20 protein-coding genes and 2 pseudogenes are annotated in these 23,304 nt (G+C 70.7%); 16 read left to right on the forward strand and 6 right to left on the reverse strand.

Features of this window, described 5'->3' with window-relative positions; translation table 11 throughout:
• Positions 1 to 118: 118 nt before the first annotated feature.
• The 15 genes from ACIBAF_RS46450 to ACIBAF_RS46520 all read left to right on the forward strand — a co-directional run bounded on the left by ACIBAF_RS46450 (position 119) and on the right by ACIBAF_RS46520 (position 15,083).
• A complete protein-coding gene (locus ACIBAF_RS46450) occupies positions 119 to 1,768 on the forward strand; it encodes an acyl-CoA dehydrogenase family protein (protein ID WP_399472407.1) in 1,650 nt (549 codons plus the stop codon).
• 319 nt (positions 1,769 to 2,087) lie between these two features.
• Complete coding sequence (locus tag ACIBAF_RS46455; RefSeq protein ID WP_399472442.1) at positions 2,088 to 3,365, forward strand: GAF domain-containing protein; 1,278 nt, start codon at positions 2,088 to 2,090, stop codon at positions 3,363 to 3,365.
• Between the two features lie 166 nt (positions 3,366 to 3,531).
• The gene (locus ACIBAF_RS46460; RefSeq protein ID WP_399472409.1) at positions 3,532 to 4,872 is read left to right on the forward strand and encodes a hypothetical protein; all 1,341 of its coding nucleotides are present in this window, start codon (positions 3,532 to 3,534) and stop codon (positions 4,870 to 4,872) included.
• A gap of 17 nt (positions 4,873 to 4,889) precedes the next feature.
• The gene (locus tag ACIBAF_RS46465) at positions 4,890 to 5,462 is read left to right on the forward strand and encodes a GNAT family N-acetyltransferase (RefSeq protein ID WP_399472411.1); all 573 of its coding nucleotides are present in this window, start codon (positions 4,890 to 4,892) and stop codon (positions 5,460 to 5,462) included.
• A 166-nt stretch (positions 5,463 to 5,628) separates the two neighbouring features.
• Complete coding sequence (locus ACIBAF_RS46470; RefSeq protein WP_310591794.1) at positions 5,629 to 5,712, forward strand: putative leader peptide; 84 nt, start codon at positions 5,629 to 5,631, stop codon at positions 5,710 to 5,712.
• Between the two features lie 128 nt (positions 5,713 to 5,840).
• Complete coding sequence (locus ACIBAF_RS46475) at positions 5,841 to 7,538, forward strand: nitrite/sulfite reductase (protein WP_399472413.1); 1,698 nt, start codon at positions 5,841 to 5,843, stop codon at positions 7,536 to 7,538.
• Entirely contained in the window at positions 7,535 to 7,714 is a 180-nt protein-coding gene (locus tag ACIBAF_RS46480; RefSeq protein ID WP_099932046.1) for a hypothetical protein, read from the forward strand. Before ACIBAF_RS46475 ends, ACIBAF_RS46480 begins: the two co-directional genes overlap by 4 nt.
• On the forward strand, positions 7,711 to 8,427 hold the full coding sequence (locus tag ACIBAF_RS46485; protein ID WP_399472415.1) for a phosphoadenylyl-sulfate reductase: 717 nt from the start codon (positions 7,711 to 7,713) through the stop codon (positions 8,425 to 8,427). Before ACIBAF_RS46480 ends, ACIBAF_RS46485 begins: the two co-directional genes overlap by 4 nt.
• 26 nt (positions 8,428 to 8,453) lie before the next feature.
• Positions 8,454 to 8,990: an adenylyl-sulfate kinase gene (gene cysC, locus ACIBAF_RS46490; protein WP_399472417.1), complete on the forward strand. Its 537-nt coding sequence runs from the start codon at positions 8,454 to 8,456 to the stop codon at positions 8,988 to 8,990.
• A complete protein-coding gene (gene cysD, locus ACIBAF_RS46495; RefSeq protein ID WP_399472419.1) occupies positions 8,987 to 9,925 on the forward strand; it encodes a sulfate adenylyltransferase subunit CysD in 939 nt (312 codons plus the stop codon). The genes cysC and cysD overlap by 4 nt, the downstream gene beginning before the upstream one ends.
• Before the next feature lie 2 nt (positions 9,926 to 9,927).
• Positions 9,928 to 11,256, forward strand: coding sequence for a sulfate adenylyltransferase subunit 1 (locus ACIBAF_RS46500; protein WP_399472421.1), 1,329 nt, complete (start codon positions 9,928 to 9,930; stop codon positions 11,254 to 11,256).
• A 236-nt stretch (positions 11,257 to 11,492) separates the two neighbouring features.
• A complete protein-coding gene (locus ACIBAF_RS46505; RefSeq protein ID WP_399472423.1) occupies positions 11,493 to 12,605 on the forward strand; it encodes an aliphatic sulfonate ABC transporter substrate-binding protein in 1,113 nt (370 codons plus the stop codon).
• Between the two features lie 9 nt (positions 12,606 to 12,614).
• A complete protein-coding gene (locus ACIBAF_RS46510; RefSeq protein WP_399472425.1) occupies positions 12,615 to 13,427 on the forward strand; it encodes an ABC transporter ATP-binding protein in 813 nt (270 codons plus the stop codon).
• Positions 13,414 to 14,310, forward strand: a complete 897-nt coding sequence (locus tag ACIBAF_RS46515) for an ABC transporter permease (protein ID WP_399472427.1) — start codon at positions 13,414 to 13,416, stop codon at positions 14,308 to 14,310. Before ACIBAF_RS46510 ends, ACIBAF_RS46515 begins: the two co-directional genes overlap by 14 nt.
• Positions 14,311 to 14,321: 11 nt before the next feature.
• On the forward strand, positions 14,322 to 15,083 hold the full coding sequence (locus ACIBAF_RS46520) for a sirohydrochlorin chelatase (RefSeq protein ID WP_399472429.1): 762 nt from the start codon (positions 14,322 to 14,324) through the stop codon (positions 15,081 to 15,083).
• A 164-nt stretch (positions 15,084 to 15,247) separates the two neighbouring features.
• On the opposite strand, the gene ACIBAF_RS46525 is transcribed toward ACIBAF_RS46520, so the two are convergent.
• Positions 15,248 to 16,264 (reverse strand): ketopantoate reductase family protein, encoded by a 1,017-nt coding sequence (locus tag ACIBAF_RS46525; RefSeq protein WP_399472431.1) that lies wholly within the window; start codon positions 16,262 to 16,264, stop codon positions 15,248 to 15,250.
• A gap of 29 nt (positions 16,265 to 16,293) precedes the next feature.
• Positions 16,294 to 16,842 (reverse strand): DUF1697 domain-containing protein, encoded by a 549-nt coding sequence (locus tag ACIBAF_RS46530; protein ID WP_399472433.1) that lies wholly within the window; start codon positions 16,840 to 16,842, stop codon positions 16,294 to 16,296.
• Positions 16,843 to 17,236: 394 nt separating this feature from the next.
• On the opposite strand from ACIBAF_RS46530, the gene ACIBAF_RS46535 reads away from it, so the two are divergent.
• Positions 17,237 to 19,504 (forward strand): MMPL family transporter, encoded by a 2,268-nt coding sequence (locus tag ACIBAF_RS46535; RefSeq protein ID WP_399472435.1) that lies wholly within the window; start codon positions 17,237 to 17,239, stop codon positions 19,502 to 19,504.
• Positions 19,505 to 19,605: 101 nt separating this feature from the next.
• Here the strand turns inward: ACIBAF_RS46535 and mgt are convergent.
• The 4 genes and pseudogenes from mgt to ACIBAF_RS46555 form a co-directional block, all read right to left on the reverse strand.
• A pseudogene (mgt, locus tag ACIBAF_RS46540) lies at positions 19,606 to 20,845 on the reverse strand (macrolide-inactivating glycosyltransferase).
• A gap of 51 nt (positions 20,846 to 20,896) precedes the next feature.
• Positions 20,897 to 21,517, reverse strand: coding sequence for a hypothetical protein (locus ACIBAF_RS46545; RefSeq protein WP_399472437.1), 621 nt, complete (start codon positions 21,515 to 21,517; stop codon positions 20,897 to 20,899).
• Positions 21,514 to 23,016 carry a sensor histidine kinase gene (locus tag ACIBAF_RS46550; protein WP_399472439.1) on the reverse strand — a complete coding sequence of 501 codons (1,503 nt, stop codon included), beginning with the start codon at positions 23,014 to 23,016 and terminating at the stop codon, positions 21,514 to 21,516. Before ACIBAF_RS46550 ends, ACIBAF_RS46545 begins: the two co-directional genes overlap by 4 nt.
• Positions 23,013 to 23,210, reverse strand: a pseudogene (locus ACIBAF_RS46555) (helix-turn-helix domain-containing protein); the annotation flags it as partial. The pseudogene ACIBAF_RS46555 and the gene ACIBAF_RS46550, both read right to left, overlap by 4 nt.
• Positions 23,211 to 23,304: the final 94 nt, after the last annotated feature.

Consider the following 23,304-nt stretch of genomic DNA (forward strand, 5'->3'; position numbering starts at 1 on the left):
GCGGAGCGAACGCGGCAGACCAGGACGCCCAACACCGTTCGGGGCGCCCGGCTGAGCACAAGCCCTGGCAACAGGACGTGACGACCCGCTCAGTCTCCAGGAACGGTAGGTTCGGGCTATGGCAGGCAGCACGCACACCGTGACCAACCAGCCCCCGCCCCTGACCGGGTACGACGTCTACGGCACCGACCAGGCACTGGTGGCTGCCGTGGAGCGGCACCTGGATCCGGAGCTGCTCGACGAGGCACGCGGCGAGTTGTCGGCGCTCGGGCGGGCGGCCGGATCGGCGCAGTTGCAGGAGTGGGCGGTGCAGGCCAACGCGTATCCGCCGAAACTGCGCACCCACGACCGTTACGGCCATCGCGTCGACGAGGTCGACTTTCATCCGGCGTGGCACCGGCTGCTCGGCAAGGGCGTCGGGGCGGAGCTGACGAATGCCTGGGGGCGGCCGGGCGGGCATGTGCGGCGGGCGGCGGGGTTCCTGGTGTGGACGCAGGTCGAGGCGGGCAACGGCTGTCCGTTGTCGATGACCCATGCGGCGGTGCCCGCGCTGCGCACCGATCCGGAGTTGGCCGCCGAGTGGGAGCCCCGGCTGACGTCCACGATCTACGACCGCGAGCTGCGGCCGGCGCGTCTGAAGGCGGGGGCGCTGTTCGGGATGGGGATGACGGAGAAACAGGGTGGCAGCGACGTACAGGCGAACACGACGCTTGCCGCTCCTCTCGCCGAGGACGGGACGTACGAGCTGACCGGGCACAAGTGGTTCTGTTCGGCGCCGATGTCGGACGGTTTCCTGGTTCTCGCCCGGACGGCGCCGTTCCGGGATGGAGGCGGGCTCACGTGCTTCCTCGTGCCGCGCGTTCTCGAAGACGGTACCCGTAACGTCTTCCTCCTCCAGCGGCTCAAGGACAAGCTGGGAAACCGGTCCAACGCCTCCAGTGAGGTCGAGTTCGACGGGACGTGGGCGCGACGGGTCGGTGAGGAGGGGCGCGGGGTGCGCACCATCATCGACATGGTCGCGGCGACCCGGCTGGACTGTGTGCTGGGTTCGGCGGGGCTGATGCGGCAGGCGGTGGCGCAGGCGATCCACCACTGCACCCACCGTGAGGCGTTCGGTGGGAAGCTCCTCGACAAGCCGTTGATGCGCAATGTTCTGGCCGATCTCGCGCTGGAGTCGGAAGCGGCGACCGCGCTCGCGCTGCGGCTGGCGGCGGCCTACGACGACGGGGGCGAGCAGGAGCGGGCGCTGTTGCGGATCGCGGTTCCGGCGGCCAAGTACTGGGTGACCAAGCGCTGTGCGCCGGTGGCGGTGGAGGCGTCGGAATGCCTGGGAGGAAACGGTTACGTGGAGGAGTCGGGGATGCCCCGGCTGGTGCGTGAGTCGCCGCTGAACTCGGTGTGGGAGGGCGCGGGCAACGTCCAGGCGCTGGATGTGCTGCGGGCGCTGCAGCGGGAGCCGCAGGCGCTGAACGCGTATCTCCAGGAGGTGGGCCGGGCGCGCGGGGCCGATCACCGGCTGGACGGGGCGATCAAGGGCCTGCTGACGGAGCTGGCGGATCTGGACGGCGTCGAGGGGCGGGCCCGGCGGCTGGCGGAGCGTTTCGCTCTGGTGCTTCAGGGGGCGCTGCTCGTACGGTTCGCGCCGCCGGAGGTCGCCGACGCGTTCTGCGCCTCGCGGCTGGGCGGGGACGGGGGTGCGGCCTTCGGTACGCTGCCCCACAGCCTGGACCTGGCGGCGATCGTCGACCGGGCGCAGCCCCGACTCTGACCGCGCCGGCCTGAGGAACGCGCGGAGACAGGAAGCGGGGGTGGTGCTGCGCCGACACGGCACCACCCCCGCCGCAATGGCCCTGCGAGGCCAGAATCGCCGCTCGGGGCGGCGTGGCTCAAGTTTCAAACACCCTGTGGATGTTCACCAGGGTTGCAGAGGGTTGCAACGTGTCGGTGGTTGTGTCCGGACTCTGCCCCTCGATCCCGCGTGCGCGGCAAGATGGGAACCTTCAGCAAGACCGGAAACAGGCGGCGCAGGAGCTTGACATCCGGTTGTCCGCCTGTGCTCCCCGGGAGGCCCAGTGGCGATGCCACCGATGAACGTGCCGCAGCTCGCGGCCGTCGACGCCGCGCGGGCGGCGCGGGTGCTCAACGAGGTGCGCGACGCCCGGCTGGCCGGCCAGCCGGCGCGTCTCGCTCCGCGTCCCGTGATCGAGCAGTCCTGGGAGCGGATGCTGCGCAGCGGTGTCGACCCCGAGCATGATTTCAGAGCGGGGCTGCTCAGCACCGACGAGGTGCGGCGACGGCGGGAGGAGTCGCCGTTGCGGGAAGTGCTGCCGGTGTTGCGGGAAGGGTTGCTGTCGGTCGCGGACGTCGCTCACCACATCATGGTCGTCGCCGATGACGAGGGCCGGGTGCTGTGGCGCGAGGGCTGCAACCCGGTGCTGCGCAAGGCCGACGGGCTCGGCTTCGAACTGGGCGCGGACTGGGGCGAGGCGGTGGTCGGCACGAACGGGGTGGGTACGCCGGCGGTGGTGCGTCGGCCCGTACAGGTGTTCGCCGCCGAGCACTTCGTGCGCTCGCACGCGACCTGGACCTGCGCGGGCGCCCCGATCACCGACCCGCGCAACGGCCGGCTCCTCGGCGTGGTCGATGTCAGCGGCCCGCTGGAGACGATGCATCCGGCCACCCTCGCCTGGGTCGACTCGGTGGCGAAGCTCGCCGAGTCCAGGCTGCGGGAGAAACACCTGAACTCGCTGGAACGGCTGCGTGCGGTCGCGGCCCCGGTGCTGGCCCGGCTCGGCGGTCGGGCGGCGGCGGTGGACGCGGACGGCTGGACGGCCGCGGTGACCGGGATGCCGTACGCGAGCCGGATCGCGCTGCCCAAGTCGCCGTCGCCGGGGCGCCGCTGGCTGCCCACGCTGGGGTTGTGCTCGATCGAGCCGCTGGCCGGGGGCTGGCTGGTGCGGTCCGTGGACGACGCCGCCGAGCCGCCGCCGAGCGGCGCGACCCGGATCGTGCTGGACCTGACCCGGCCCCGGCGCTGGTCGGTGACGGTGTCGGGGGGTGCGGGATCGTGGTCGCACGAGCTGAGTCCCCGGCACGCCGAGTTGCTCTACCTGCTGGCGACGCACCGTGGCGGCCGCAGCGCGGCGGGCCTGGCCGAGGACGTGTTCGGCGACCCGGGCCGTACGGTGACGGTGCGAGCCGAGATGTCCCGGGTGCGGCGGTATCTGGGAGGTTTCCTGGAACACCAACCGTATCGTTTCTGCGAGGATGCCGAGGTCGAGGTGCTCCTTCCGGCCGATCCGATGGGCCTGTTGCCGCATTCGACCGCGCCCGCCGTGGCGCGGAACCGGGCGTCGGCACCGTAGCAACCATGGCTCACCGGAGTTCCTCCGATGGCATCTTCCGCATATTTGCGAGGTCTTCGTCCTGAACTGCGGCCGACTGCCGTAGCATCCCTCTACGGGTCACCCCACCTGCTCCTCGGTCAACGTACGGATCATCAGGCGCAGTTGGCCCGCCTCGGGAGGACGAATGAAGCATCGCGGCCGACACCGCCGGCGCAGGCGAGGCAGGGCACTGCGCGCGTTCCTGTCCGGAACCGCTCTCGCGCTCACCGCTGCCGCCACCATGATCAGCGCTTCCCAGGCAACGGTGACCGACGACGGTCCCGGCGCTCTGAAACCGCTTACCGCCACGGCCGACACCGGGAAACTGCGACTGACGGAGAACCTGGTACCGCAGGCCTCCCTGAACCGCCTCGCCGCGGGAATGGGCCGGCCGGTCGGCGTCAGCGCGGTGCTGGACGGCGCCGACCGCACCCTGCGGGACGCGATCGACTGCTCGCCCGCCGAGCGCAGGGCCCTGCCGGTCTCCCCCGTGGCCACCCGTGCGTACTGTTGGAACACGGACGACACCGAGGGCTGGCAGCCGGGCGCGGTCACCACGTCGGGGGACGCGGACGACGACGGCGCCTGGGGCGCCAACCGGGTGATCCTCTCCGGCTGGTCGCGCAGCGGCGGCACAGCTGCCGACCGGGGGCTGGCCCGGGTCGGCTTCGTGAACGCGGGAGACCTGAACCACCTCTCCTACACCTGGGCCCTGCTCGCCGTCCCGGTCGCCGACGGGCGTGACTACCGAGGTCTGGTCTCCCATGTCTCCGGCATGGTCTGGTACCAGGACAAGCTGCTGGTCACGGCCGACGACGGGGAACGGACCGCGCTGTACGTCTACGACATGAACCGGGTCCAGCGCGCCACCGTCGCGAGCGACGCGGTCGGCCGGGTGCCGGGCGGCTGGTCGGCAAACGGTTACCGCTTCGTACTGCCGGCCATCGGCTCCTACGAGCTGAGCGGTGATTCCGAGGCCCCGCACCCCGCAACCGTCTCCCTCGACCGCAGCACCGCGCCGGACAGCCTGGTCGCCGGGGAGTGGACCCTCGACGACGGCGACCGGGGCGCCCGCCTGTGGCGCTACCCCTTCAGCACCGCCCCCGGGCACGCGGGGCTGCTCGCGGCAGGCGCCACCGGGCGGGTGGGCGCCTCGGAGGCGTACGAGACGAAGGTGACGGGCGTACGGGGAGTGCTGTCGTACGGATCACAGTGGTACGTGACCCGCGCCGCCGGCCCGCAGGACGAGCACGGGACGCTGTGGCGGCAGACCGCCGGCAGGGCGCACGGCGAGGGGGACGGCAAGGCGGACGGCAAGGCGGACCGGGCACGGGCCGCGACGTGCGGTACCGCGGAAACGCACAGTTGCTGGAGCGCACAGCCGGAATCCCTTTCCTACTGGGCGGAGACCGGTGAGGTCTGGACCCAGTCGGGGCGGGTGCTCTTCGCGCTGCCACTGGCATCGATCGACACAGCGAGCAGGTAGATGGTTCCCTGACGGGCATGACCAACATCCCCGTGACCACCTGGTCCCTGGAGCAGACCGACCCGAGCGACCTCCTCCCGGCCGCCGCGCCCGAGGACGACGTCCGGATCGTCCGCTCCGAGGTCCCCTCCCCCGAGTTCAGCCGTTTCCTGTACGCGTCCGTCGGCGGGGACATCCGCTGGATCGACCGGCTGCGCTGGACGTACGCGCAGTGGCAGGAGCACCTGGCGCGCCCGGGGGTCGAGACCTGGGTCGCGTACGACCGGGGCACTCCGGCCGGATACGTGGAGCTGGCGCCGCAGGACGACGGAGTCGTGGAGATCGTCTACTTCGGCCTGATCCCGGCTTTCCGGGGGCGGCGGATCGGCGGCCATCTGCTGTCGTACGGCGCCGCCCGCGCATGGGAGCTCGCGGACCGCTGGCCCGGGTTGCCGCAGACCAAGCGGGTGTGGCTGCATACGTGCAGCCTGGACGGGGAGCACGCCATGGACAACTACCAGCGGCGCGGTTTCAAGCTGTTCGACACCACGGTCGAGGAGAAGCCCGAGGTGTCCGCGCCAGGCCCCTGGCCGGGCGCGTTCCCGGCCTGACGCGTTCCCGGCCCGACCTGCCGCTCATACCCGCTGCGACCTGCGCGGACAAGAGCCCGCGCGCGGCATGTGATCGACGCCACCCTTGTCTCGCATTTCGGGACAAGGGTGTCCGCATCGCGGACGAAGCTGGACTGTGTCCAGATCGCCGTGACACGCTTTCGTCATGTCCGGAACTGGAATTGCCTTGGTGAGTCGGCGACACGTCGACCTCGGCCGCATGTCCAGCGCCATCTGTCCGGCGCGCTGAGCCGCACCGCCGCCGGTTTCCGCACGTTTTCAGCCTCCTCCCTGCGCAATGACGCGCACGCATGTCTCTATGCGCCCGTACGCGCAGGTCAGAGCCCCTCCCCGCCTGTCCCGAAGGACGTATCAACCATGGCCGCCACCCCGCAGAACCCTGCCGCCGCGACTCCCCGCCGCAAGGTGAGCCGTCACCGCGGTGAGGGCCAGTGGGCCGCGGGGCACCACACCCCGCTGAACGGCAACGAGCAGTTCAAGAAGGACGACGACGGTCTCAATGTGCGGACACGCATTGAGACGATCTACTCCAAGCGCGGCTTCGACTCGATCGACCCCAACGACCTGCGCGGCCGTATGCGCTGGTGGGGCCTGTACACCCAGCGCAAGCCCGGGATCGACGGCGGCAAGACCGCGATCCTGGAGCCGGAGGAGCTGGACGACAAGTACTTCATGCTGCGGGTGCGCATCGACGGCGGACGCCTCACCACCCAGCAGCTGCGCGTGATCGGCGAGATCTCGCAGGAGTTCGCGCGCGGCAGCGCGGACGTCACCGACCGGCAGAACATCCAGCTGCACTGGATCCGCATCGAGGACGTGCCGGAGATCTGGAACCGGCTGGAGGCCGTCGGGCTGTCCACCACCGAGGCCTGCGGCGACTGCCCGCGTGTGGTCATCGGCTCGCCGGTCGCCGGCATCGCCGAGGACGAGATCATCGACGGCACGTCCGCCATCGACGAGATCCACGACCGGTACATCGGCAGCCACGAGTTCTCCAACCTGCCGCGCAAGTTCAAGACGGCGATCTCCGGCTCCCCGCTCCTGGACGTCGTCCACGAGATCAACGACATCGCGTTCGTCGGTGTCGAGCACCCCGAGCACGGCCCCGGCTTCGACCTGTGGGTCGGCGGCGGCCTGTCCACCAACCCGAAGCTCGGCGTCCGGCTCGGCGCCTGGGTGCCGCTGGACGAGGTGCCGGAGGTGTGGGCCGGTGTGGTCGGCATCTTCCGCGACTGGGGCTACCGCCGCCTGCGTACCCGCGCCCGGCTGAAGTTCCTCGTCGCCGACTGGGGCGCGGAGAAGTTCCGCCAGGTCCTGGAGGACGACTACCTGGGGCGGAAGCTGGTCGACGGTCCCGCGCCCGCCGAGCCCGCGGGCCGCTGGCGCGACCACGTCGGTGTGCACCGCCAGAAGGACGGCCGCTTCTACGTCGGTTTCGCCCCGCGCGTCGGCCGCGTCGACGGCGCCACGCTCACGAAGATCGCCGAGGTCGCGGAGGCCCACGGCTCGGGCCGGGTCCGTACGACCGTCGAGCAGAAGATGATCGTCCTCGACGTCGAGGAGGCGCAGGTCGAGCCGCTGGTCGAGGCCCTGGAGGCGCTGGACCTGACCGCCAAGCCGTCCCCCTTCCGGCGCGGCACCATGGCCTGCACCGGCATCGAGTACTGCAAGCTCGCCATCGTCGAGACCAAGGCGCGGGGCTCCCAGTTGATCGACGAACTGGAGCGCCGCATCCCGGAGTTCGACGAGCCGATCACCATCAACCTCAACGGCTGCCCGAACGCCTGCGCCCGTATCCAGGTCGCGGACATCGGTCTCAAGGGCCAGCTGGTCCTCAACGACCAGGGCGAGCAGGTAGAGGGCTACCAGGTGCACCTCGGCGGTGCGCTGGGTCTGGAAGCCGGGTTCGGCCGCAAGGTGCGTGGTCTGAAGGTCACCTCGGACGAGCTGCCGGACTACGTGGAACGTGTGCTGAAGCGGTTCCAGAAGGAGCGCGAGGACGGCGAGCGATTCGCCGCCTGGGCCTCGCGTGCCAGCGAGGAGGCCCTCTCATGAGCGAGCGGGCCGCCCCTTTCTACTGCCCCTACTGCGGCGACGAGGACCTCCGTCCCAGCGAGCAGGGCCACGGCGCGTGGGAATGCGCCGCGTGCAACCGGGCTTTTCAGCTGAAGTTCCTCGGGCTGCTCGCCCGGGGTCTTCAGCACTCCGAAGCAGGGGGAGACGACATATGACCGCGGTTCAGGAAGAGAAGGCGACGGAGGACCTGAAGGCGCTCGCCGAGCAGGCCGGCCGTGACCTGGAGGACGCCTCCGCGCTGGAGATCCTCCAGTGGGCGGCCGACACCTTCGGCAAGCGCTTCTGCGTGACCTCGTCCATGGAGGACGCGGTGGTCGCCCATCTCGCCTCGCGCGCCATGCCCGGCGTGGACGTGGTGTTCCTCGACACCGGCTACCACTTCCCGGAGACCATCGGCACCCGCGACGCGGTCGAGGCCGTGATGGACGTCAACGTCATCACGCTCACGCCGCGCCAGACGGTCGCCGAGCAGGACGCGGAGTACGGCCCTAAGCTGCACGACCGCGACCCCGACCTGTGCTGCAAGCTGCGCAAGGTGCAGCCGCTGGAGCAGGGCCTGACCGACTACGCGGCCTGGGCGACCGGTCTGCGCCGCGACGAGTCCCCGACCCGGGCGAACACCCCGGTCGTCGGCTGGGACGAGAAGCGCCGGAAGGTCAAGATCTCCCCGATCGCCCGCTGGACCCAGGACGACGTGGAGGCCTACGTCGCCGAACACGGCGTACTGACCAACCCGCTGCTGATGGACGGCTACGCGTCCGTCGGCTGCGCCCCCACCTCCTGCACCCGCCGCGTCCTGGAGGGCGAGGACGCGCGCGCAGGCCGCTGGACCGGGAGCGCCAAGACCGAGTGCGGGCTGCACGGATGACGACGACAGACATTCAGGAGACGAACGTGACGACCGGAGCCACCGTCTGGCTCACGGGTCTGCCGAGTGCCGGCAAGACCACCATCGCGTACGAGCTGGCCGGCCGGCTGCGCGAGGAGGGCCACCTCGTCGAGGTGCTCGACGGTGACGAGATCCGCGAGTTCATCTCCGCGGGCCTCGGCTTCAGCCGCGAGGACCGGCACACCAACGTGCAGCGCATCGGCTTCCTCGCCGAACTGCTCGCCCGCAACGGCGTCAAGGCGCTCGTCCCGGTGATCGCGCCGTACGCGGACAGCCGAGAGGCGGTGCGGGGGCGCCACCAGGAGGGCGGGGCGGCGTACATCGAGGTGCACGTGGCGACCCCCGTCGACGTGTGCTCCGTGCGTGATGTGAAGGGTCTGTACGCCAAGCAGGCGGCGGGCGAGCTGTCCGGGCTCACCGGGGTCGACGACCCCTACGAGGAGCCCGAGACGCCCGATCTGCGCATCGAGTCGCAGCACCAGACCGTCCAGGAGTCCGCGGCCGCGGTCCACGCGCTGCTCACCGAAAGGGGACTGGCATGACGACGACCGTCGCTGCGGTCGAGGAGGGTACGGCCGCCCCGTACGCCCTCTCGCACCTGGACGCGCTGGAGTCCGAGGCGGTGCACATCTTCCGCGAGGTGGCCGGCGAGTTCGAACGGCCGGTGATCCTGTTCTCCGGCGGCAAGGACTCCATCGTCATGCTGCATCTGGCGCTGAAGGCCTTCGCGCCGGCCGCGGTTCCCTTCTCCCTGCTGCACGTGGACACCGGGCACAACTTCCCCGAGGTCCTGGAGTACCGTGACCGGACGGTGGCGGAGCACGGGCTGCGGCTGCACGTCGCCTCCGTGCAGGACTACATCGACCGGGGTGTGCTCAAGGAGCGCCCGGACGGGACCCGCAACCCGCTGCAGACGCTGCCGCTGACGGAGAAGATCCAGGCGGAGAAGTTCGACGCGGTCTTCGGCGGCGGACGCCGGGACGAGGAGAAGGCCCGCGCCAAGGAGCGCGTGTTCTCCCTGCGGGACGAGTTCTCGCAGTGGGACCCGCGCCGCCAGCGCCCGGAGCTGTGGAACCTGTACAACGGCCGCCACGCACCCGGCGAGCACGTCCGCGTGTTCCCGCTCTCCAACTGGACCGAGCTGGACGTCTGGCAGTACATCGCCCGCGAGGGCATCGAGCTGCCGGAGATCTACTTCGCGCACGAGCGTGAGGTGTTCGCCCGCAGCGGCATGTGGCTGACCGCGGGCGAGTGGGGCGGGCCCAAGGACGGCGAGAGCGTCGAGAAGCGGCTCGTCCGGTACCGGACCGTCGGTGACATGTCCTGCACGGGCGCCGTCGACTCGGACGCCGTGACGCTGGAGCAGGTCATCACGGAGATCGCCGCCTCCCGGCTCACCGAGCGCGGCGCCACCCGCGCCGACGACAAGATGTCCGAGGCCGCGATGGAAGACCGCAAGCGCGAGGGGTACTTCTAAGCATGAGCACGACCACGGAACTCACCGAGACCACCCTTCTGCGGTTCGCGACCGCCGGTTCGGTCGACGACGGCAAGTCCACGCTCGTCGGCCGGCTGCTGCACGACTCCAAGTCGGTCCTGGTCGACCAGCTGGAGGCCGTCGAGCGCGCCTCCGCGAGCCGCGGCCAGGACGCCCCCGACCTCGCGCTGCTGACGGACGGTCTGCGCGCCGAGCGCGAGCAGGGCATCACCATCGACGTGGCGTACCGCTACTTCGCCACGCCGCAGCGGCGGTTCATCCTCGCCGACACCCCGGGGCATGTGCAGTACACCCGCAACATGGTGACGGGCGCCTCCACGGCCGAGCTGACGGTGATCCTGGTCGACGCCCGCAACGGCGTCGTCGAGCAGACCCGCCGGCACGCCGCGATCGCCGCGCTGCTGCGCGTCCCGCACGTGGTCCTCGCCGTCAACAAGATGGACCTGGTCGAGTACCAGGAGTCCGTCTTCGCCGCGATCGCCGAGGAGTTCACGGCGTACGCGCTGGAGCTGGGCGTCCCGGAGATCACCGCGATCCCGATCTCGGCGCTGGCCGGCGACAACGTGGTGGACCCGTCCGCGAACATGGACTGGTACGGCGGCCCGACCTTCCTGGAGCACCTGGAGACGGTCCCGGTCACCCACGACCTGAGCCACTGCCACGCGCGGCTTCCCGTGCAGTACGTGATCCGCCCGCAGACCGCCGAGCACCCGGACTACCGGGGTTACGCGGGCCAGATCGCCGCGGGTTCGTTCCGTGTCGGCGAGGCGGTGACCGTGCTGCCGTCCGGCCGCGCGTCGAAGATCTCCGGCATCGACCTGCTCGGCGAGCCGGTCGACGTCGCCTGGACCACCCAGTCGGTGACGCTCCTCCTGGAGGACGACATCGACATCTCGCGCGGCGACCTGATCGTGCCCAGCAAGGACGCCCCGGCGACCACGCAGGACATCGAGGCGACCGTCTGCCACGTGGCCGACCAGCCGCTGACCGTCAACCACCGGGTGCTGCTCAAGCACGGCACCCGCACGGTCAAGGCCATCGTCAAGGACATCCCGTCCCGTCTCACGCTCGACGACCTGTCCCTGCACCCGCACCCGGGACAGCTCGTCGCCAACGACATCGGCCGGGTGAAGATCCGCACGGCAGAGCCGCTTCCGGTGGACTCCTACGCGGACTCGCGCCGTACGGGCTCGTTCATCCTGATCGACCCGGCCGACGGCACCACGCTCACCGCGGGCATGGTCGGCGAGTCGTTCGCGTCGCCGGTGCCGGTCAAGGACGAGTCCGACGACGACGGTTGGGACTTCTGAGACATGAACCCGACCGATTTCTACTCGACGTTCGCGAAGGAGGGCGGCCGCGTCGGCAGCGGCGCCCTCGGCAGCGGGCAGGGCGGAGTGGCGCGATGTGCGCGGTGACGTACGCGCACTGCCTGCGCGCCCTCTCCCCCCACCCGACGTCCCGGAAGCGACGAAGACCCTTTGCCGATTTCCCGGCCACGACCTGAAAGACCGTGACCGCCGGGCCAACGAGAGGAACCCCTCCCGTGCCTGCCAACCGCTCAAAGCTTCTCCGCCGCGGCGCCGCCGTGGTCGCCGCACTCCCCCTTCTCGCCCTCGCCGCCTGCGGTTACGGTTCCGAGTCCAAGGAAGACAACGCCAACGAGAAGGTCGCCGCCGGGTCGGAGAAGATCGACGGGCTCGACACCGTCAAGATCGGCTACTTCGGCAACCTGACACACGGGACCGCGCTGGTCGGCCGTGAGCAGGGCATCTTCCAGAAGGCGCTGGGCGCCACCAAGGCGTCGTACGCGACCTTCAACGCCGGTCCGTCCGAGATCGAGGCGTTGAACGCCGGTTCCATCGACATCGGCTGGATCGGTCCCTCGCCGGCGATCAACGGCTACACGAAGTCCGACGGAAAGAGCCTGCGCATCATCGGCGGTTCGGCGTCCGGCGGGGTGAAGCTCGTCGTCGACCCGGACAAGGTCAAGTCCCTGAAGGACGTCAAGGGCAAGAAGATCGCGACGCCTCAGCTCGGAAACACGCAGGACGTGGCGTTTCTGAACTGGATCGCGGACCAGGGCTGGAAGGTCGACGCGCAGAGCGGCAAGGGCGACGTCACCGTCGTGCGCAGTGACAACAAGGTGACTCCGGACGCCTTCAAGGCCGGTTCGATCGACGGCGCCTGGGTGCCGGAGCCGACCGCGTCCAAGCTGGTCGCCGAGGGCGGCAAGGTGCTGCTCGACGAGGCGTCGCTGTGGCCCGACAAGAAGTTCGTGATCACGAACATCATCGTGTCGCAGAAGTTCCTCACGGCGCACCCGAAGGTCGTCGAGGCCGTGCTGAAGGGCTCGGTCGAGACCAACAAGTGGATCAACGCCAACCCGGCGGAGGCCAAGGCTGCGGCGAACAAGCAGCTGGAGGCGGACTCCGGCAAGGCGCTGCCCACGAAGGTCCTGGACCCGGCGTGGACGTCGATCCAGTTCATCAACGACCCGCTGGCCTCCACCCTCAACACCGAGGCGACGCACGCCGTCAAGGCGGGCCTGCTGAAGCAGCCCGACCTCAAGGGCATCTACGACCTGACGCTCCTGAACAAGGTCCTCAAGGCCGAGGGCGAGTCCGCGGTCGACGACGCCGGTCTCGGCGTCGGCTGATCGAGTCCGATGAGTTCCCAGGAGGTGACGACCATGGCAACGACCTTCGCCAAGGCCGCAGAGTCCACCGAGTCCGTGGAGTACGCGGCACGCCTTGAGCACGTCTCGAAGTCCTTCGCGGGACCGGGCGGGCAGCAGCTCGTCCTGGACGACATCACCCTCGATGTCGCTCCCGGCGAGTTCGTCACCCTCCTGGGGGCCTCGGGCTGCGGCAAGTCCACGCTGCTCAACCTGGTGGCGGGGCTCGACGAGCCCACCGCCGGGTCCATCACGACCAACGGCCGCCCGGCGCTGATGTTCCAGGAGCATGCTCTCTTCCCGTGGCTGACCGCGGGCAAGAACATCGAGCTCGCCCTGAAGCTCAGGGGGGTCGCGAAGCCCGAACGGCGCGGCAAGGCCGAGGAGCTGCTCGAACTGGTCCGGTTGAAGGGCGCGTACGGCAAGCGCGTACACGAACTCTCCGGCGGTATGCGGCAGCGGGTGGCGATGGCCCGCGCCCTCGCGCAGGAAAGCCAACTGCTGCTGATGGACGAGCCGTTCGCGGCGCTGGACGCCATCACACGGGACGTGCTGCACGACGAGCTGACCCGGATCTGGGAGGAGACGGGGCTGTCCGTCATGTTCGTCACGCACAACGTGCGCGAGGCGGTGCGGCTCGCACAGCGTGTCGTCCTGTTGTCCTCCCGGCCCGGCCGGGTGGCGCGCGAGTGGACGGTCGACATCCCGCAGCCGCGCCGGATCGAGGACGCCCCCGTGGCGGAACTGTCCATCGAGATCACCGAAGTCCTGCGTGGGGAGATCCGCCGTCATGGCCAGCACTGAGACGAAGACGACGGTGACGAAGGCGTCCACGGAGCTGGCCGGGGTGGAGGCGGGCCTCGACGCGCTCGACGTGGTCGCGCCGACCGTCCGCACGCCCTTCCGGCGGACGTTCGTCGACAAGATCCTGCCGCCGATCATCGCGACCGCGCTGCTGCTGGTCGTCTGGCAGATCACCTTCAAGGTGGTCGACGACCCGACGAAGCTGGTCTCTCCGCTGGACGTGTGGCACACGCTGCGGGACGCCTGGCTCCAGGGCGAGCTGCTCGGCTACATCTGGACCAGCGTCTCGCGCGGTCTGCTCGGCTTCCTCTTCGCCCTGGCGATCGGCACCCCGCTGGGTCTGCTGGTGGCGCGGGTGAAGTTCGTGCGGGCGGCGATCGGCCCGATCCTGTCCGGTCTGCAGTCGCTGCCGTCGGTGGCGTGGGTGCCGCCGGCCGTGCTGTGGCTGGGTCTGAACAACTCGATGATGTACGCGGTGATCCTGCTCGGCGCGGTGCCGTCCATCGCGAACGGACTGGTGTCGGGCGTCGACCAGGTGCCGCCGCTGTTCCTGCGGGCGGGCCGCACGATGGGCGCCACCGGTCTGCGGGGGACCGTTTACATCACGTTGCCGGCCGCGCTGCCGGGCTATGTGGCGGGTCTGAAGCAGGGCTGGGCGTTCTCGTGGCGCTCGCTGATGGCGGCGGAGATCATCGCGTCCTTCCCGGACCTCGGCGTCGGTCTGGGTCAGCTGCTGGAGAACGGCCGCAACGCCAGTGACATGTCGATGGTGTTCGAGGCGATCCTGCTCATCCTGTTCGTCGGCATCGCCATCGACCTGCTGATCTTCAGCCCGCTGGAGCGGTGGGTGCTGCGCAGCCGCGGTCTGCTGGTGAAGGGCTGAGCCGAAGTCCCATGCACAGGAAACCGTTTCCCCCCGCGCTGGTGGTGATCGCCCACGGCAGCCGCGATCCGCGGCATGCCAGAGCCGTCCATGCCCTGGTGCGGCGGGTACGGTCGCTGCGCCCGGGGCTGCGCGTGGAGACCGGTTTCCTGGACTTCACCCTCCCGTCCGTGCACGGGGTGCTGGAGTCGCTGGCGGCGCAGGGCGTGCGTGACGTCGTGGCGCTGCCGCTGCTGCTGACCCGCGCGTTCCACGCGAAGGCGGACATCCCGGCGGTCCTGCGAGAGGCGCCGGCGCAGTTGCGCATCAGGCAGGCCGATGTCCTCGGTCCCTCGCCGCTGCTGCTCACCGCCCTGGAACGGCGGTTGTACGAGGCGGGGTTGACGCCCGCCGACAAGTCCTCGACCGGGGTCGTGCTGGCCTCGGCGGGGTCCACGGACCCGGAGGCGATCGCAGTGATCGCAGAAATCGCGCGGGAGTGGCGGCGCACCGGTTGGTGTGCCGTGCGGCCTGCGTTCGCCTCCGCTGGATCTCCCGCGGGGTTCCCGCGCACCGAGGACGCGGTCCGCGAACTGCGGGCGCTGGGCTGCTCGCGGGTCGCCGTCGCACCGTACGTCCTGGCCCCCGGCTTCCTGCCGGACCGCATCGCGCGCGGCGCTGCGGAGGCGGACGTCCTGGCCGAGGTGCTGGGCCCGGCGCCGGAGGTGGCGCGGGTGCTGCTGGAGCGGTACGACGCGGCACGGACGCCGGCGCTGGCGGCTGTCGGCGCCTGACCGACAGCGGGACGCCGCCGGTCACGGCGCCCCCCGCCGTCTCAGGGCCGCTCCGCCAGTCGACCGGCACGGACACTCGCAACCCGGCACGAAACCGGTACCGAAACCGAAATCGGTTCCTGAATCGGTTCCTGAGACTCCCGGAGCCCGACCGCGCCCGCTCCCTACCGGGCGACGGAGTCCGCCTCGTCGGCCAGGCGGATCAGCTCCCCCACCGGCAGCGACCCCGGCGCCCGGCGTTCCCGTGCGAACTGGTTCGCGAGCCGTTGCAGCAACTCGTTCAGCGGGGTCGGCACGCCGTGCAGGCGGCCCAGCAGCGCGATCTCGCCGTTGAGGTAGTCGGCCTCGATGCTGCCGGCGCCGCGGCTGAGGGACTGCCAGGAGGAGCCGCCGCCGCGTGGGACGCCGTCGAGCGGGACGAGGGTGACCTTGTCTCCGCGTACCGCCCGCTGTTCCTCGGCGCCCACGTGCGCGATCCCGGCGGCGTGCAGCACGGCCTCGCCCTCGGCCCGCACGCGTTCGAACAGGGCCTGGGCGTCGGGGTCGCCGATCGGGCCGCTCACCGCTTCCAGGGCGTTGCCGAGGTTGGAGAGCAGTTTCGCGTACTGCCAGCGGGAGACGTCCGGTACGACCGGCGCCTCGAAGCGCGCCTTCTCCAGGTCGGCGGCGATCCGGCGGGCCGTGTCGTCGGCGCCGTGCGGGTACCTGCCGAGGTGGAGGATGCCGGTGAGCGGGGCGCCGGCGGCGGAGACGACGCCCGGTTCGACGTGGGTGGAGGGCAGCCAGACGCAGACGCCGTAGACGTGCCGGAAGCGGCGCAGGGCCAGGCGTGGGCTCTCCACGCCGTTCTGTGCGCAGACCAGCGGCAGCCGCTCGGCGGCCGTGCCGCCGCCCGCCACCGGGGCCGGGCCCCACGCCTGGAGTGCCGCCTCGCCGTCCTGGGTCTTGACGGCCAGGACGAGGACGTCGTCGGCGCGCAGCGTGCCGAGTGCGGCCGGTCCGTCGACGACGGGCAGCCGGTGTGTCAGCTCGCCCTCCGGCACCCTGAGCCGCAGTCCGCGCTCGCCGAGGGCCGCTCCGTGCGCGCCGCGCGCGACCAGCACGACCTCCTGTCCGGCCTCGGCCAGCCGTCCGCCGACCGTGCCCCCGACCGCCCCTGCTCCAATGATGATGTAGCGCATGGGACGAGCCTCGCACAGTCGTGCGCACGTCAGGCTCGTGTCATCTCCACCAGCTTGACGACGGTGTTCCAGTTCCGGGTCGTGGCGACGAGCCCCTTGTTGAGGCGGGGCCTGGACAGTTGCTCGGCGAGCTTGGAGCGGCCGAGGCCGTCGGGGGCGTACAGGTACAGGACGCGGTCGCCGAGGCGGAACTCCTCGGGGAGGTGGGCGTCGCGGTCGATGCCGGCGTAGCGCTCCTCGTCGACGGGGGCGGAGAAGTAGGTGACGTGAAGCTGCTTGGCCTCCAGTTCGGCGGCCGGGAACGGACAGGCGTCGACAACCGCTTTCAGAAACGCGTGGTCGCGCACGACGACGTCGACGCCGAAGCCGAAGTGTTTCTCGATCGCGGCCCTGATCTCGGCGGCGAGGCTCTCCTCGGTTCCGTGGGCGGAGGAGAAGACGGCTTGGCCGCTCTGGAGGTACGTGCGCACATCGCCGAGGTCCATCCCCTCCAGCAGGGTGCGCAGTTCGGCCATCGGGACCTTCTTGCTGCCCCCCACGTTGATGCCGCGCAGCAGCGCCGCGTACGTCGTCGTCATCCGCACACCATAAACGGCCGTCGTGCCCCGTGGGGGTGAGCACGGCGGCCCCGGCCGAGGTGGAGGCCGAGCGGAAACTCTGACCGATCGGCGGGGCGCGGAGCAAGAGCAGCCGTACTTCTCCACAGGTCCGTGACGTGTTCACCGGACTTCCGCACGCACCCATCCGGCCTTCGCCATCGGCCGGGACCCTGATCGGCAGCCCCGAGATCGCCGGATAGATGTAAGGGGCCACTGTCCTCCCCAGCGGTGAGACGGCGGGGTCCGACGGGAGGACTCGGGTGTCCGGCAGGTCACCGGGCAGCACGACGAGACGGCCTTATCCAGCCCATACCTTCGAATCGAAAGGTGACGGCAGGGGGCTGTCACCGCATCACAAGGGGGCAGGCCCGTCATGGGGAACGGAGACACACGGGTGCGGGGCATAGCCGCGCGGGCCGGCGGCTGGAGCGCCCGGCACCGATGGGCCGCCGTCGGGATCTGGGTGCTGTTCGTCGTCCTGGCCATGGGGATCGGCTCGGCGGCGGGCACGGTCGAGGTCAAGGACAGTGACCAGCTGTCGGGTGAGACCCGCACGGCCGCCCGGATCGTCGAGGACGCCGGGATCGACGAACCGGCCAGTGAGACCGTCCTCGTCCAGTCGAAGGACGGTTCCGTCAAGGCCACGGACGCCGCGTTCAAGGCGGCCGTCGCCGCGGTCGTCAAGGCCGTCGACGGGACGGGCGCGGTCACCGACGTGACCTCGCCGTACGACTCGCACACGATCTCCAAGGACGGCCGCAGCGCGCTCGTCCAGTTCGACATGCGGGGCGACTCCGACACCGCGGGCGACCGGGTCGAGCCGGTGCTCAAGGCCGTCGAGGGCGTCGGGAAGGAGCACTCCTCGCTGCGGATCGAGGAGATCGGCGGCGCCAGCATGATGAAGACCTTCAACGACGCGTTCGGCGACGACTTCCAGCAGGCCGAGTACTCCGCCGTGCCGGTGGCGCTGGGCATCCTGCTGATCGCCTTCGGCGCGCTGGTGGCGGCGCTGCTGCCGGTGGCGCTCGCGATGACCGCGATCATCGCGACGATGGGCCTGATGAGCATCGTCAGCCACATCCAGCCGATGGACGACCAGGCGAGCTCCGTGATGCTGCTGGTCGGTCTGGCCGTGGGCGTCGACTACTGCCTGTTCTACCTGCGCCGGGAGCGCGAGGAGCGGGCCGCGGGACGTGATCCGGAAACCGCTCTCAGGATCGCCGCGGCGACCAGCGGCCGGGCCGTGATCGTCTCCGGCGTCACCGTGTGCGTGGCGATGGCGGGCATGATGTTCACCGGGCTCGCCACGTTCCAGGCGATGGGCCTGGCCTCCCTGATGGTGGTCGCCGTCGCCATGGTCGGTTCGGTGACCGTTCTCCCGGCGTTGCTGTCGCTGCTCGGCGAGCGGGTGGAGAAGGGGCGCATTCCGTTCCTGCACCCGGACAAGCGTCGTAAGAAGGCGGGCGGCCGACGGGCCGAGGAGGGCAGCCGGTTCTGGAGCGCCGTCCTGAAGGTCGTCCTCGCCAAGCCCGCCGTCTCGCTCGTCGTCGCGGCCGGCGCGCTGCTCGCGATCGCCGCTCCTGCGGTGGGCATGAAGACGCAGAACCTCACGCTGGACCAGGAGTTCGGCGACTCGCTGCCCATCGTGCAGACCTACAACCGGGTCAACGACGCCTTCCCGGGCGGTTCCGAGCCCGCCGAAGTGATCGTCAAGGCGGACGACATCAACGCCGCCGAGGTGAAGACCGCGCTCGAACAGTTCAAGCAGCAGGCGGTCAGCTCGGGCGCCTCCCGGGGTCCGGTCGAGATCAAGCTGCACGACGCGCAGAACGTCGCCTACGTGTACGTCCCGCTGGTCGGCGGCTCCGACCTGGACAAGGCGGGGGCCAGCCTGGACAAGCTGCGCGACGAGGTGCGGCCCGCGACGCTCGGCAAGGTCGACGGCCTGCAGGCGCCGATCACCGGTCAGGTGGCCGGTTCGCAGGACTTCAACGACCAGTTGGGCGGAGCCGTCGCCCCCGTCTTCGCGTTCGTCGTGGTCTTCGCCTTCCTGCTGATGCTGCTGTCGTTCCGGTCGCTGACGATCGCGGTCACCTCGATCGCGCTCAACCTGCTGTCGGTGGGCGCGGCCTACGGCATCCTCGTGGCCGTCTTCCAGCACGGCTGGGGCGCGTCGCTGGTGGGCGCGGAGGGCGTCGGCGCCATCATCACCTGGCTGCCGCTGTTCCTTTTCGTGATCCTGTTCGGCCTGTCGATGGACTACCACGTGTTCGTCGTCTCACGGATCCGCGAGGCGCGGATGCGGGGCCGTACGACGAACGAGGCCATCGAGCACGGCGTCGTCACCACGGCGGGCGTGGTCACCAGTGCCGCCGTCATCATGGTGGCCGTGTTCGCGATCTTCGGGACGCTGTCCATGCAGTCCATGAAGCAGATGGGCGTGGGTCTGGCGGCCGCGGTCCTGATCGACGCGACGATCATCCGGGGCGTGCTGCTCCCGGCCGTGATGGCGCTGCTCGGCGAGCGCAACTGGTACCTGCCGAAGTGGCTGCACCGGCTGCCGGACCTCACGCACGACGAGTCGCCGGAGGCGCTCCCGCCGGTGACCCGGGACGACGAGGGCGAGCGGCTGCGGGTCTGACGGAGTCAGCTGTTTCCGGGAGCTTCAACCGCATCTGAACCACCCTGAACCGAGGGCCCGTCGACTTACCGGGGTAGTCGACGGTCCCTCATCTTCCGTTCTCAGCCGGGGAGTTCCGCCTCGATGAGGTCTGCCGCCCGGCGGGTGCCGCCCTCGTCGGCCATCTCCGCCCGGATCTCCTGGAGCCGGACGGCGACCTCCGGGTCGTCGACGAGCGCGAGGGCGGCCTCCCGCAGGGCCTCGGCCGTCGCGTCCGACGTGTCGAGGCGCCGGGCCACACCGAGCCCCTGCAGCACGTCGGCGTTGCCGAACTGGTCGACGGCCTGCGGTACGGCGATCATCGGCGTGGCCGTGGCAAGCCCCTCCTGACTGCCGCCCGCACCGGCGTGCGTGACGAACAGGTCGGCCTGCCTCAGCACCGCCAACTGCGGTATCCAGGACCGTACTTCGACGTTGTCGGGTACGACGCCCAGCGCGGCGGGGTCGACGTGCCGGCCGATCTGGAGCACGAGGCGCCAGCCGGGCAGTCCGCCGAAGGCCCGCACGCACTCCCGGTAGAAGTCCGGCCGGTCGGTGAAGGTCGAGCCCAGTGAGACGAGTACGACCTTCTCCGCGCCGGCGGGCCGGGTCCAGTCGCCCTCGGCCGCACGGTCGCCCTGGCAGGCGCCGACGAACGTGTACACGCTGTCGTCGACCCGGTCGGCGTGGGGCTGCAGCGCTCTGGGGATCAGGACGAGGGAGCGGGCGGGGTGGCCGGCGAAGGAGTCGGGGTGCTCGGTGATCCCGTTCTCCTCCAGCCAGGCGTGGAAACGGGCGTAGTAAGCCTTTCCGCGCTCTGTCTTCTTCGGCTCGGCCCACAACGGTTCGGCGACTTCCTCCTCGTAGCCCTTCCAGGCGACGAGGTTGGGCGAGAGGGAGATCGCGGGGACGCCCCAGCGGTGGGCGAGGACGCGGGCCGGGTAGGAGGTGATGTCGTGCAGGACGAGGTCCGGCTCGTCCCCGTCGTAGGTCTCGATCAGCTGAGGCAGCGCCTGGATCGCGTCGGCGAGGAAGGGTTCCACGTTGTCCAGGAGGGTGTCTCCCCAGGCGGAGGGGTCGTCGTCGGGTGAGGGCAGCGTCGAGCGCCATGGCTTGACCTCGGCGCCGGCGCCGGCGACCTTGTCGGCGAAGACGGGCGGGATCGCGTACGTCACCCGGTGCCCGCGCGCGACGAGTTCGCGGATCACCTCGAGGCTCGGGTTCACGTGGCCGTGGGCGGCGATGGAGAACATGGCGATATGGGCGGGGCGACTGGTCATGCCGTCGACGGTAGGCGAGACGAGACGTCTCGTGCAATGCAATTGAACGGGTCCATGACCTGCACGGTCGACAGGTCGGGGCACGGCGCGCGGTTCACGGCTCGGGGCAACCCGCACCGGATCCCTCGACGCTGCGGCCGACCGCGTTCGTCACCGTCACGGTCACCGTCTCGATCTCGGGGACGACGACGTGGCGGGCGTCGACGGCCGTGCAGATCAGCTGCGCCGCGGCGAGTTCGGTCAACTCGCTGCGGACGGAGCTCAGTTGGATCGCCACCTCGCCGTCCTGCGTGGTCACCTGGACGGAGGTCGACTCCGGGTCGTCGGTGGCGGGGGCCGCCATGGACGGAGCAGTGGTGGGCACTCCGGACTGCTCGGGGGCGGGGGAGGCATTCAGGAAGGAGGACCAGGAGTACATCTGTGGCAGCTGCGTGGTCAGGCGTCTCGCCCGCTCCGCGTCCGTCGGGCCCGAAAGGAGCGCCTCCACGGCCAACTCGACGTCGACCTGTCCGGCGACCTTGCGGGGGACGGCGACCAGGGCGCCGTCGGCGACGAGGTAGACCCGTACCGTCGGCGCGATCCCGTGGGCGGGTCCGCCCGCCTCGACCACACCGGTCGCGGGAATTCCGCAGGAGACCAGTGCGCACAGGGCCGGGACGCACAGCAGCACGGCTCGGGACGCGGCTCGGGACGCGGCTCGGTTTACGGCGCTCACGGTCGCGCCTCCTCGGCCGACTCGTCCCGCCGTAGCGGGATTTTCACGGTGAAGACGGCGCCGCCCTCCGGCCGGTTCTCCGCCCGGACGGTGCCGCCGTGCATCCGGACGTTCTCCTCGGTGATCGACAGTCCCAGGCCGCTGCCCTCGGTCCGGGAGCGTGCGGCGTCCGACTTGTAGAAGCGTTCGAAGACATGGGGCAGCACGCTGTCGGGGATGCCGGGCCCGCTGTCCAGCACCTCGATGACCGCCCACCGCCCACCGCCCGGCCCGTCGCCCTCGGACAGACGCAACCGGACCGGCCGGGCGCCGTGCCGCAGCGCGTTGCCGACCAGGTTGGCGACGACGACGTCGAGGCGACGCGGGTCGACGCGTCCGCGCAGCGCGTTCGGCGCCGGCAGCACGGCGTTCACCGTGTCGGTCCAGCCGCGGGAGGCAAGGGTCCGCCGAAGGGATTCGGCGAGGTCGATCTCGTCCAGGTGCAGGACCGCCGCGCCCGCGTCGAAGCGGGAGATCTCCATCAGGTCGTCGACCAGTCGGGCCAGTTTCACGGTCTCCTCGCTGATCAGCCGGACCGCGGTGGCGGTGTCCGGGTCGAGTTGCACGGCGTCCTCGTCGAGGACGTCGGTGACGGCCGACATGGCGGCCAGCGGAGTGCGCAGTTCGTGCGAGACGTCGGCGGCGAAACGACGGGCCCGGGCCTCCATGCCGCGCAGTTCGGCCACCGACTCCTCCAGGGCGGCGGCCGTTTCGTTGAACGTGTGCGACAGCTCGGCGAGTTCGTCGGAGCCGTCGACGGCGAGCCGGGTGTCCAGCCGGCCCTCGGCGATGCTGCGGGTGGCGTCCCGCAGCGCCCGCACCGGCCGCAGCACCCCGCGGGCGGCGAGCAGCGCGAGCAGGACAGCGAGGACCAGGGCGGGGACGGCGGCCCGCTCCACGGCGGTGACCAGGGCGTCGACGTAGGCCTCTTCGGTGGTCTGCGGCACCGTCAGAAACACCTTCACGCCGGAGAGGGGCTTGACGCCCGAGGAGTCGACGGGGGCGAAGGCGACCGACATGCCGACGAGGAGCGCCGTGTGGTCCACGCGGTTGACGCGCTGGAAGACGGTGGCCGAACTGGAGTTCACGGCCTCGCGCAGGGCGGGCGTCAGCTCCTTGAACGGGTCGTCGGGCACGGACGTGGCCTCCAGGCCGCGGTAGGCGACCAGCACCCGCCAGGCGCCCGACTGCTCGGCGCCGGCCACCTCGGACGCGAACCGCCGCAGTTCGGCCTCGTCGGGCGGGAAGGCGAGGTCGGGGGCCAGCCGGGTCACCTGGGTGCGCAGCAGCTTGATCACGGTGTCCTGGCTCTGCTGGAGCACTCCGGTGCGCGCCTCCCGGAAGGTGAGCGCGCCGGTGGTGGTGGCGGTGACGGCGGCGACGAGTGCGAACGCCACCACCAACCGCATGCGCAGGCCGCGCAGTCGATGGGTGCGGAAACGTGTTCCCAGGGCTCTCATCGGGCGGCGAACCGGTAGCCGAAACCGCGTACGGTCTGGATGTGCCGGGGCTCGCGCGGGGGTTCGCCCAGCTTGGCGCGCAGGCGTTTCACGCAGGCGTCCACCAGGCGCGCGTCGCCGTGGTAGCTGTGTTGCCAGACCGCTTCCAGGAGTTGCTGTCTGCTGAACACCTGGCCGGGCGATGCGGACAGGGTTGAGGTTCCCCCGAGATGCGGAGTGTGTTGACAGAGGGTCAGATGGTTCTCATGAGAGGAACATCGACCATGGCCGCCCCCAGAAAGTACTCGC

Source organism: Streptomyces sp. NPDC051677, from assembly GCF_044453465.1.
Lineage (GTDB): Bacteria > Actinomycetota > Actinomycetes > Streptomycetales > Streptomycetaceae > Streptomyces.

Bases quoted from the DNA above. Each gene is read 5' to 3' on its own strand.
- ACIBAF_RS46500 (WP_399472421.1), top strand. From the start codon at position 9,928: ATGAGCACGACCACGGAACTCACCGAGACCACCCTTCTGCGGTTCGCG.
- ACIBAF_RS46550 (WP_399472439.1), bottom strand. From the start codon at position 23,016: ATGAGAGCCCTGGGAACACGTTTCCGCACCCATCGACTGCGCGGCCTG.
- ACIBAF_RS46450 (WP_399472407.1), top strand. From the start codon at position 119: ATGGCAGGCAGCACGCACACCGTGACCAACCAGCCCCCGCCCCTGACC.
- ACIBAF_RS46535 (WP_399472435.1), top strand. From the start codon at position 17,237: ATGGGGAACGGAGACACACGGGTGCGGGGCATAGCCGCGCGGGCCGGC.
- ACIBAF_RS46510 (WP_399472425.1), top strand. From the start codon at position 12,615: ATGAGTTCCCAGGAGGTGACGACCATGGCAACGACCTTCGCCAAGGCC.
- cysD (WP_399472419.1), top strand. From the start codon at position 8,987: ATGACGACGACCGTCGCTGCGGTCGAGGAGGGTACGGCCGCCCCGTAC.
- ACIBAF_RS46455 (WP_399472442.1), top strand. From the start codon at position 2,088: ATGAACGTGCCGCAGCTCGCGGCCGTCGACGCCGCGCGGGCGGCGCGG.
- ACIBAF_RS46530 (WP_399472433.1), bottom strand. From the start codon at position 16,842: ATGACGACGACGTACGCGGCGCTGCTGCGCGGCATCAACGTGGGGGGC.
- ACIBAF_RS46515 (WP_399472427.1), top strand. From the start codon at position 13,414: ATGGCCAGCACTGAGACGAAGACGACGGTGACGAAGGCGTCCACGGAG.
- ACIBAF_RS46525 (WP_399472431.1), bottom strand. From the start codon at position 16,264: ATGCGCTACATCATCATTGGAGCAGGGGCGGTCGGGGGCACGGTCGGC.
- ACIBAF_RS46480 (WP_099932046.1), top strand. From the start codon at position 7,535: ATGAGCGAGCGGGCCGCCCCTTTCTACTGCCCCTACTGCGGCGACGAG.
- ACIBAF_RS46475 (WP_399472413.1), top strand. From the start codon at position 5,841: ATGGCCGCCACCCCGCAGAACCCTGCCGCCGCGACTCCCCGCCGCAAG.
- ACIBAF_RS46460 (WP_399472409.1), top strand. From the start codon at position 3,532: ATGAAGCATCGCGGCCGACACCGCCGGCGCAGGCGAGGCAGGGCACTG.
- ACIBAF_RS46470 (WP_310591794.1), top strand. From the start codon at position 5,629: ATGTCCGGAACTGGAATTGCCTTGGTGAGTCGGCGACACGTCGACCTC.
- ACIBAF_RS46465 (WP_399472411.1), top strand. From the start codon at position 4,890: ATGACCAACATCCCCGTGACCACCTGGTCCCTGGAGCAGACCGACCCG.
- ACIBAF_RS46485 (WP_399472415.1), top strand. From the start codon at position 7,711: ATGACCGCGGTTCAGGAAGAGAAGGCGACGGAGGACCTGAAGGCGCTC.
- ACIBAF_RS46520 (WP_399472429.1), top strand. From the start codon at position 14,322: ATGCACAGGAAACCGTTTCCCCCCGCGCTGGTGGTGATCGCCCACGGC.